General features: G+C 42.4%; 7 protein-coding genes. 5 read left to right on the plus strand and 2 right to left on the minus strand.

What is annotated here, in order from left to right; genetic code table 11:
* Window positions 1–44: 44 nt before the first annotated feature.
* Window positions 45–1,235: a conjugal transfer protein TraF gene (locus Q4591_RS04700; RefSeq protein WP_303459632.1), complete on the minus strand. Its 1,191-nt coding sequence runs from the start codon at window positions 1,233–1,235 to the stop codon at window positions 45–47.
* 122 nt (window positions 1,236–1,357) lie between these two features.
* A complete protein-coding gene (locus Q4591_RS04705) occupies window positions 1,358–2,263 on the minus strand; it encodes a LysR family transcriptional regulator (protein WP_102531229.1) in 906 nt (301 codons plus the stop codon).
* 137 nt (window positions 2,264–2,400) lie between these two features.
* On the opposite strand from Q4591_RS04705, the gene Q4591_RS04710 reads away from it, so the two are divergent.
* The 5 genes from Q4591_RS04710 to Q4591_RS04730 form a co-directional block, all read left to right on the plus strand.
* Window positions 2,401–3,120 carry an SDR family oxidoreductase gene (locus Q4591_RS04710; protein WP_303459635.1) on the plus strand — a complete coding sequence of 240 codons (720 nt, stop codon included), beginning with the start codon at window positions 2,401–2,403 and terminating at the stop codon, window positions 3,118–3,120.
* Window positions 3,121–3,469: 349 nt separating this feature from the next.
* Window positions 3,470–5,152: an ABC transporter transmembrane domain-containing protein gene (locus Q4591_RS04715; RefSeq protein ID WP_303459637.1), complete on the plus strand. Its 1,683-nt coding sequence runs from the start codon at window positions 3,470–3,472 to the stop codon at window positions 5,150–5,152.
* Window positions 5,149–7,221, plus strand: a complete 2,073-nt coding sequence (locus tag Q4591_RS04720) for a peptidase domain-containing ABC transporter (RefSeq protein ID WP_303459640.1) — start codon at window positions 5,149–5,151, stop codon at window positions 7,219–7,221. The genes Q4591_RS04715 and Q4591_RS04720 overlap by 4 nt, the downstream gene beginning before the upstream one ends.
* Complete coding sequence (locus Q4591_RS04725; RefSeq protein ID WP_102531232.1) at window positions 7,214–8,539, plus strand: HlyD family type I secretion periplasmic adaptor subunit; 1,326 nt, start codon at window positions 7,214–7,216, stop codon at window positions 8,537–8,539. Before Q4591_RS04720 ends, Q4591_RS04725 begins: the two co-directional genes overlap by 8 nt.
* Before the next feature lie 16 nt (window positions 8,540–8,555).
* A partial coding sequence (locus tag Q4591_RS04730) for a hypothetical protein (RefSeq protein WP_303459644.1) occupies window positions 8,556–9,327 on the plus strand: 772 nt, incomplete at its 3' end.

Here is a 9,327-nt window from a genome sequence, read left to right on the forward strand (position 1 = left end):
GCAGATATAAATGCAACAATGATGACAGCTAAAAATGATAACGCTTAAAAGTGATAAGAAGTTTGCAGCACAGCGCCAATGGCATCATCACCATAGCTGCCGCTCATATCCAGCTTAAAGGCTTGGCCGATGGCAAAGCCGGTGCCGAAAGAGTAAATATCTACGCTATTATCTTTTAAGTCATGGCGGTAGCCCATGCGTAAAAACAGCCAGTCAGTGGCTTTAACTTCACCGCCCACTCGCCAATACTGCACCGCATCAAACTCGCTAAAACGGCTTTGCTCCACCAGATCAATATCCGTGGTTAAGGTGACTCTGGACCAATCATAAGCAGCTCCCACTGTGACTAACGGCTCAATTTGGTATTCAAATGTCCGTCCTTGAGCTTCAACTGTGGTTATTTTTTTACTGAATAAATTACGAGCAGACAGCCCTAAGGTTAAGCTTTCTGTTGGCTCAATAGCCACCCCAAGATCAAGGTTAAATAAGCTGTCATCATTTCGATATTTATCATCATCAAAATCATCGACATCAAAGTTATTGGCACTGGCACTGTAATGATAGGTATCAATGCGTTGAAACTTAGGTGAAATCCCAACTTTTACAGGCATGTTAACTATAGATAGTGGAAAGCTTAACGCCACCCCAAAATCTGTGACTCCGGCGGCTAATACAATGCCTTGAGAGTCTAAGTCAGTGAGATCTGCAGGAGGGTTGGCGGGATCGAGATTAGTCAGCATATCAATATCACCTTGAGCAATATCAGCAACGCCCATAGCGTCAAGGTGACTTTTGGAAAATAGCGCCATTGGCACGGTTTGAGTTGGCATTACTAATGCTGCGCCAATTGCGGCTGATACCGAGGCGTTAGTGCCGCTGAGGGCATTTAAATTAATAACTAAATCATCACGAAAACCAGCAATATCATCAGTATCATTGCCGTTTATGGCCGTTTCTAAGTCATCAAAACTGTCTTGTAGTGAGTCAAACTTATCAAGCATATTGTCGCTATCATCCACTTCAGCAGCCACAACCGGTAACAGTAAGGAGAACTCATTGGTTTTTGGGGCGTAAATAGCCAGTAAAGCGGGATTAATAAAACTTGCGCCGATACGGCTTGATGAGGCTACACCTGTACCGCCCATGCTATCACTGCGAGCTTCAAAATAAAGCTGGCTAGCTTGCGAACTTATCGCAAACAGCAGTAAAAACAATAGTAGCGCTATTGATCTCATTATTCACCATTTTCATTTTTAATTATCTAATAAAGATAGTCGAAAAAATTAAAAATAGGCTTCAATCCCGTTAGACTTTTACGGCATAGATGAATTTAATCAGCCGTTTTTTAAATGTTATTTTATGAATCAGGTAGATAGCGCTTAAAATTTTCCATGGTGAATTGAATAAATTTTTTCAGCCTTTCTGGTTGGAATTTATCTTTATGGTAAAGCATATAAAAAGGCGTGTCGGGAATATGCCAATCATTAAACACATTCACTAATTGACCCGCTGCAATTTCATTAGCGCAATATAAATAAGGTAATCGCACAATGCCATTTCCTGCTAAGGCGCTGGCTTTCATAGCGCGGCCATTTTTACACTTAAAACCGCCCTTAATGGCAACGTCTACAGCTTGAGCATCTTGCCTATGCCCAAAGCGCCAATGGCTGATCGAGCCAGTAATACACAGGTGATTATTAAGCTCGCTTGGATGCTGCGGTTGACCATATTTCGCTAAGTATTCAGGGGCGACTAAAGTGCGGTTTTCGATATCCATCAGCTTTCTGGCCACCAAGCTTGAATCTGCCAGTTCGCCCATGCGAAATACAATATCAAAATGGCCCTCGATTAAATCAACCCGCTGGCTACTAAAATCAAGATCGATGGTAATTTCAGGATACTGTTTAATAAAATCATTCACCAAGGCCACTAAAATATCTTCACCAATCACCCCGCCAACGCAATTAATGTGAATATTGCCCTGTAATGTTTCAGCGCTGTCTAATGTCATTGCCACCACCTGATCGATTTGCGCTAACGCTTGCTGGCATTGCAACAGCAATTGCTGACCTTGCTCTGTCAGTCTTTGGGTTCTGGTGGTTCTAATAATTAGGCTAACACCAAGAAATTTTTCTAAACTTAATAATTGCTTTGATAAATGCGAACGTGAGCAGCCTAAGACCTGTGCAGCTTGAGTAAAGTTACCTTGCTCAGCAATCACCACAAAGGCTCTGATATCAATCAAATTTATGTCTAAGTTCATAATAATGTCTATTTTAGTTTGTGGTCATCAACAAGTTATTAGGAGCCACAGGTAAACAATGATGTTCTTTGTGGATTATATATCAACAATGAGCCATTACCTATAATGGACACAACTTAACGAACGAGGTAAAAATCATGAAATCACTTGTTGTCATTACTGGCGCATCATCAGGTATTGGCGCCGCTATGGCGAATGCATTTAGCGCTAAAGGTCACCCACTACTTTTACTTGCTCGTCGCGTTGAACCAATGCAAGCACTTAACCTGCCCAACAGCTTATCTGTTAGCGTTGATGTTACTGATGCTGCAGCGATGAAAACAGCGATTGCGACTGCTGAAGCAAAGTTTGGCCCTGTTGGCTGTTTAGTCAATAACGCTGGCGTAATGCTACTTGGTCAAGCAGATGTACAAGATCCTGCCCAGTGGAGCCAAATGCTCAACATCAATGTGATGGGCGTGCTTAATGGTATTCACGCTGTGCTTGCTGATATGAAAGCCCGTAAAACAGGCACTATTATCAACGTAAGCTCTATAGCGGGTCGTAAAACATTCCCTAACCATGCAGCATATTGTGCCAGTAAGTTTGCTGTGCATGCGCTAACTGAAAATATCCGCGAAGAAGTGGCGATGGATGATGTGCGAATGGTGACTATCGCTCCAGGCGCTGTTGAAACAGCGCTGCTTAGCCACACAACCGATGAAGATATTAAAGCCGGCTACCAAGAATGGAAAGAGTTCATGGGCGGCGTTATCGAGCCTACAGCAGTTGCTGATGCGGCATTATTTGCCTTTGAAATGCCGCAAAATGTTTGTGTACGAGAAATTGTCTTAGCGCCAACTCGCCAACAACCTTAAGAATATATCAAGTCTAGATAGGTCTACATTTCAGCTAAAAACCATGAGTTATTACTCATGGTTTTTTATTATCTTTGCATTAATTTTAATAAGCGGCCTCCCTTTACATACTCCACGCGTACCTCATGCAAACTCATTCTCTTATCCCTCGTAATAATGCCGCCATTTCGAGCAAACTCGCTGCATCTGATTAAAAATCAGTTTAACCCCAAGATGTTATATTGATTGCTTAATATTTAAACTAAGTTAGATTAAGGTAAGGAAAATTGACTAAAACAAGCTACGCTTAAATCATTGGTTTATTGATTGCTTAGTCGTTACGCATTGCGATAAAAAGGACATTTTTTGTATGCAGGAAAACTTCAGTTTATTTTCCAGGAATAAAGCCTTTCCCGAGCTATTATTGTCATCGACATTTATCAATTTATTGTCGCTTGCGCTGCCATTCACCATGCTACAAATCTACGATCGTATTCTGCCAAATCAAGGTTATGGTACTGCCACTATTCTTGTTTCTGGTGTGGCGATTGCGATTTTACTGGAATTATTACTCAGATATGGCCGCAGTTGGCTACTTGCAGCATCAGCAGCCAATTTTGAATTAGAAACCACAACCAAGGTGGTTAACAAGCTCATGCAAGCGGACTATCACCATGTTGAATCCATGGGAACAGGTAAAGTTACTAATGGTTTAGCCAGTATTGCGAGTATGCGAGAGCTCTATTCAGGGCAAGCAATTGTGGCACTCATGGATTTTCCATTTGTGCTCATTTTTCTTGCATTGGTTGCCTATATTGGTGGCCCGCTGGTATTCATTCCGATAGTCGTCTGGGTACTTGTTGGCGCTCTGGTTTATGTCATTGGCAAAAAACTCGCCATAGCCACTGAGGATCTCGCTCTTTCAGATGCTGAACGAACCCGAATGTTGATACTGGTGTTATCAGGGCTAACCACAGCCAAGGCCCTATCTTTAGAAGACCGATTAGCCAGTATTTATAATAAAATAAACCACCAGCGACTAGCACAACAGCAACAAGTCGATTGGTTATCAGCTAAGTTACAAGAAGTCATCCAAGCAGCATCGCAAGGAACAACCCTAATATTAGTGATGCTAGGTTGTTTAGAAGTCCTTAACGGTTCGCTTACAACGGGTGGACTGGCTGCATGTTCAATATTAGCGGGTCGCGCCATCGCACCATTAAGTGCAATTATTAGCCTTCGTTCTCGACTTGTGAGTGCCAAAACGGCGATGTCACACGTAGATGATTTGACCGCCATTCCAGCCGAAGCGTTTAGTGCTGAAAAAATCTATCAACAAAAAATCCCTAACGGCCCTATTAGGTTTCAAAAAGTCGATAGCAGTAATTTAGGCACTGTCATTCAACAGTTGAATTTAGAGATCCTCCCTAAAACCTTAGTTACCCTGCAATCAAATCCCCTGAGTCATGCTAGCCACTTACTCAGTATCATTGCTGGATTTCAAAAGATAAGTACAGGTGAAGTCGCCATTGATGGGGTTTTACTTCATGCACACGATAGTAAAGAGTTTCGACAGTCCGTTAACTATGTTGCCCCTTGGCCAACCTTATTTGCAGGTAGTTTACTTGAGAATATGACCATGTTCAGAGCAGAGTATGAACCACAAGCAATGGCAATTGCTGACAGTTTAGGCTTAACGGCTAAAATTGCCGAATTGCCCAATGGTTATCAAACTTCAGTCGGTGAAAATGACAACCAAATGCTAAATAAAGGGGCAATTAAACTCATTGCAATAGTCAGAGCGATAGTCCAAAAACCGTCAATATTGCTGCTGGATGAGCCGATGATTTCACTTGATGCGGATGCCCAAAATAAATTACTCAACTTATTAGCCCAACTGAAACAACAAATGACCATTGTGGCAGCATCCCATTACTCTGAACTCGGTAAAATTAGTGATGAAGTTGTCACAATTGAGGGGCATGCTCAGCCTAAAGAAACTAATAAATCACCGCACCTGGATAATAGTGATTCACAGGAGGTGATCCTATGAAGACTTTAGAACTAAAGCCATTACTGGTGGAGCTGTTCCAACAATTAGGTCTTTACACTCAAGCCAGTAACGTTGCCAGTGACACTGAAAACGATCTCAATACTCTGGCGGTGTCTCGGTTATTAAAAAAGCATCAAATTGGTTTCTCTGTTATTAAACCGTCAGATAATACGCTGCATTTAACCATCTACCCTTTCTTGGTTGTCCCAGCGAAAGACAATGCCTTTATAGCAAGAAGACAGGGACATCAATTCGAAAAACTAGTAAATAATCATTGGCAAGCGGTCGATATGACTCAGCTAACTGATGATGCCTACCTATTTGTTATTGATGCCTTACCTCGTAGTAAAAAGAGTGTTCAAGCATTCGCCGCTCACATGAGTAAGAGAACTAAATGGTATCGTCCCGTTTTCTGGCTGAGTTTACTGTCCAGTGTTACAGGGTTAGCAGTACCTCTGTTTACCATGGCAGTATATGACCGAGTCATTGGTGGTCAAACACCCTCCATACTCCCCAGCATAGCCTTAGGTGGAGCGCTTGCTGTTGGCGTATTAGTATCAACCCGCTTAGCGCGGGCGCAAATTCTTGCCACCACCAGTAATCGATTTGCTAGAGACCTTTCCCAGATAACCTTTTATCGACTATTACACATGCCGTTAATGGTACTGTCACGCGTCGGCATTTCAAATCATATCGCTAGAATGCGTAATGCAGAAAAAGTCAGAATGCTCTTATCTGGCCCTGGAGGCGGCGGCTTAGTCGACCTGCCCTTCACTATTATTGCGCTGCTGGCGATTATGTTTTTAAGTGGATGGTTAGTGTTAGTGCCGATTGGCATGTTGATCTTGTATTACTTGGTGATGAAAGTTGTCAGCCGCTATGTTCAAGCTGCTTCACCCACCATTAGTGGCGAGTATCAAAATGCCTTAAGTGAGCTGGCTAAAAACCTATTACAACTCAAGGCGGCTGGCGATACCGAAGGCTGGCAAACAAAATTTATTCGTCAATGCCGTGAAAACAGTCGTCAGAATTTTCTTTATGCTAAACGAAATGGCCTAAATGCAGCCATTGCTCATTCACTGAGTTTATTCACCGCACTCATCACAGTGTTTACGGGAATATTTTTAGTACTAAACCAAACGATTTCCCCCGGTGCATTAATTGCCTGTGTGATGATGATTTGGCGGATTACAGGCCCTGCACAACTGGCATTTTCATCTCAACAAAAATTCACCATGATGGATGTTGCCGTAAAACAGTTTGATCGGTTCATGCAGGCAACAACGGAACAATCAGAATTACGCTTAGACACCCCTGATAATACTCAAGCACCAGCAATTTCATTTCAGCATTTAACCCTGAGATATAAAGCTGAAGGTGAGCCGGCACTATCAGGTGTGAATGTAGACATAGAACCCGGTGAATTAGTTGCCGTTATAGGGCCCAATGCCTGTGGTAAATCAACCTTGCTACTGAGCGCCTTAGGCGTGTTGGAAGCACAAGCTGGATTTGTCACCGTGAATGGGAAAAATTTAAAACAATATGACACTGAAATATTTAGGCATTGGGTGGCTTATAGCCCATCACAACCTGATATTTTCCCAGGGACTTTAGCTGAAAATATTCGGATAGCGAAACCAGATGCTACCGATGATGAAATTAAAACCGCAATAATTGCCGCTGGTGGGGCCAGCTTTTTTAATAGCATCAATAATGACTTATCGGTTGATTTACTCGGTGAGAATAACGCCATGCTTTCCGCTATCGAAGGGAGTTACATCAACCTTGCCCGCGCACTGATAAAACAATCGCCATTGTTATTGCTTGATGAACCATTACCTCATCGAAATCCAGAATCAAAACAGCAGTTGATAAAGACCTTATTAAACTTAAAAGGACAATCAACCGTAATGTTTACTAGCCACGATCAAGATTTAATTAAACACGCTGACAAGGTCATTATTCTTGATAAAGGCGCTGTAGTTTATGCGGGTCCAATTCCAGACCAAGCACCTCAAACGCCAGATGCCACTAACACCGTTATGCAGGAGTCTCCAACCAATGGATAATCGTCAACTAGCTAATCGAGTCTGGCCAGAACATGAATTTGCAGAAGCAATTGAAGCCCCAGCTGAGCGTAAATTAATTCGAAATATCATCTTATTGATCACCGGCTCAATTTTAATCATGTTGGTTTGGTCTGTTTTTACCAGCGTAGAAGAAATTTCAAAATCCAAAGGACAAGTGGTGCCGTTAGGCCATAGGCAGGTTATACAAAGCCGTGCTGGTGGCACTATTGCTTCTGTCGTAGTCGAAGAAGGTGACGTTGTTAAACAAGGTGATATTTTGGCAAGCTTTGTCTCAATAGACAGCTTGTCAGCTGAGGAAGAACTATCCAGTAAACGTGCTAACTTAATGATGCGAATTGAACGTTACGAAGCCTTCATTGATGCTCGCGATGCCAATTTTGATGAGTTCGCCTATGAGTACCCGCAACTGGTTAAGCTGCATCAGTCTTCGCTTAATCGCATGATCGATGAACGAGTGGCAATTGAGCAGCTATCAGAATCTGAAATAGCCAAATCTCAAGCGGAATTGGATGGTTTGAAAACTGAAATACCTCCCCTTAGCGATCAAATCCAAACCGCAGAACAAACGTTAAAAATGATGTTGTCAGTAACAGAAGAGCAAGCCGTTTCAAAGTTACGCATTTTAGAATCACAGCAACAGCTTGATTCTTACATGCGAGAGCTAAAGGCGATGGAAAGCAAACAACAAGTTCTCACCAAGAACCTGCTAAATCTGCAGCAACAACTCAAACAAAGACAGGCTTCATTATTAAAAGAAGTCGGTGAAAAACGTACTGACACCCAAGCTGAATTATTAGGTGTCACAGCAAGGCTTAAATCATCCAGCTCACTGGTATCTCAAAACACCGTAACCGCGCCTGTTGACGGCATCATTCAATCAATCCCAACATCTTCAACTGGCAGCGTCATTCAACCAGGTGGGACTGTGGCTGTAATTGTTCCCATGACCAAAACGGGTTTGATGGAAATTAAGCTGTCACCAAGAGATATCGGCTTTGTCCATGTTGGTCAATCAGCAAGAATCAAAATCGATGCGTTTGATTACAGCCGTTATGGCGCGTTAGATGGAATCGTAAAACGTATTTCACCAAGCACAGATAAAGATGAAAAAGGCGGCGTATTTTATAAAGTGCAGCTTGCCATTGATAAGCCCTACTTTTTGGATAATCCCGATAGTTTTGCATTAATTCCTGGAATGACTGGCGAAGCAGATATTGTGACAGGTGAAAAAAGTGTCTTCCAGTACTTATGGAAACCAGTGTTCACCAACATTAACGAAGCATTTGGCGAAAGATAAATGGTAGGAGCATCCCATGAGCACGGATAATAAAGATAATAAAAATAAGCCAAATGAAAAAAATAAACTCAAAAAGGATCTGCCCGAAAATAAAATCCAGCAAGCAATAAAGAAAATTGATAATGATGCTAAAAAGTTGCGGGCAAAAGAATCTCGAGATACGGGGAACATAACACCAAATAGACAAAATGACCTTGTAGCTGACAAGTCTTGGCAGACGAATGTAGCGAATGAATCTGAGGGTGATAAAGCAACTGAAGAAGGTTCTTCTTATGCAGCTACAGATCCGGAAGTAACTCCACAAGACGTTATTAAAACATCCACAACGCCACAACAGCAAACAAGCTCAACACTTAAAAATGCCAGTCAAATCGCTGATAGCAACCCGATAGAACCGAGTCAGCAGCAGCCATTAAATAAGCTTATTGTAGAAACAGGTTCAACTCAAACAACAGGACTAGCAGCGGGTGCACATTTTCATAATGGTAATGTCACAACCCAAGACATAAGCCAATTTAGAACATCTCAAATTTCGTTACCTGAACAAAACTTTCAGACTGCTTTTACCATTAATTCATCATCTCATTCAGTATCAAATGTAATCACACCACAAACTGCAACACATGAAGTGATTGAGACACTAAAAGGTACCCCAACACCTGACATTACCCCTCCCTCTACTGGCACTGGCACTGGCACTGGCACTGGCACTGGCACTGGCACTGGCACTGGCACTGTGAGGGACCTGGGGCACGGCAGGGTAACGGTAAGATTAAAAGGGGGGGGGG

The sequence above is a fragment of the Shewanella sp. 3_MG-2023 genome (assembly GCF_030548765.1).
In the GTDB taxonomy this organism is placed as follows: Bacteria; Pseudomonadota; Gammaproteobacteria; order Enterobacterales; family Shewanellaceae; genus Shewanella.

Bases quoted from the DNA above. Each gene is read 5' to 3' on its own strand.
- Q4591_RS04700 (WP_303459632.1), bottom strand. From the start codon at position 1,235: ATGAGATCAATAGCGCTACTATTGTTTTTACTGCTGTTTGCGATAAGT.
- Q4591_RS04705 (WP_102531229.1), bottom strand. From the start codon at position 2,263: ATGAACTTAGACATAAATTTGATTGATATCAGAGCCTTTGTGGTGATT.
- Q4591_RS04710 (WP_303459635.1), top strand. From the start codon at position 2,401: ATGAAATCACTTGTTGTCATTACTGGCGCATCATCAGGTATTGGCGCC.
- Q4591_RS04715 (WP_303459637.1), top strand. From the start codon at position 3,470: ATGCAGGAAAACTTCAGTTTATTTTCCAGGAATAAAGCCTTTCCCGAG.
- Q4591_RS04720 (WP_303459640.1), top strand. From the start codon at position 5,149: ATGAAGACTTTAGAACTAAAGCCATTACTGGTGGAGCTGTTCCAACAA.
- Q4591_RS04725 (WP_102531232.1), top strand. From the start codon at position 7,214: ATGGATAATCGTCAACTAGCTAATCGAGTCTGGCCAGAACATGAATTT.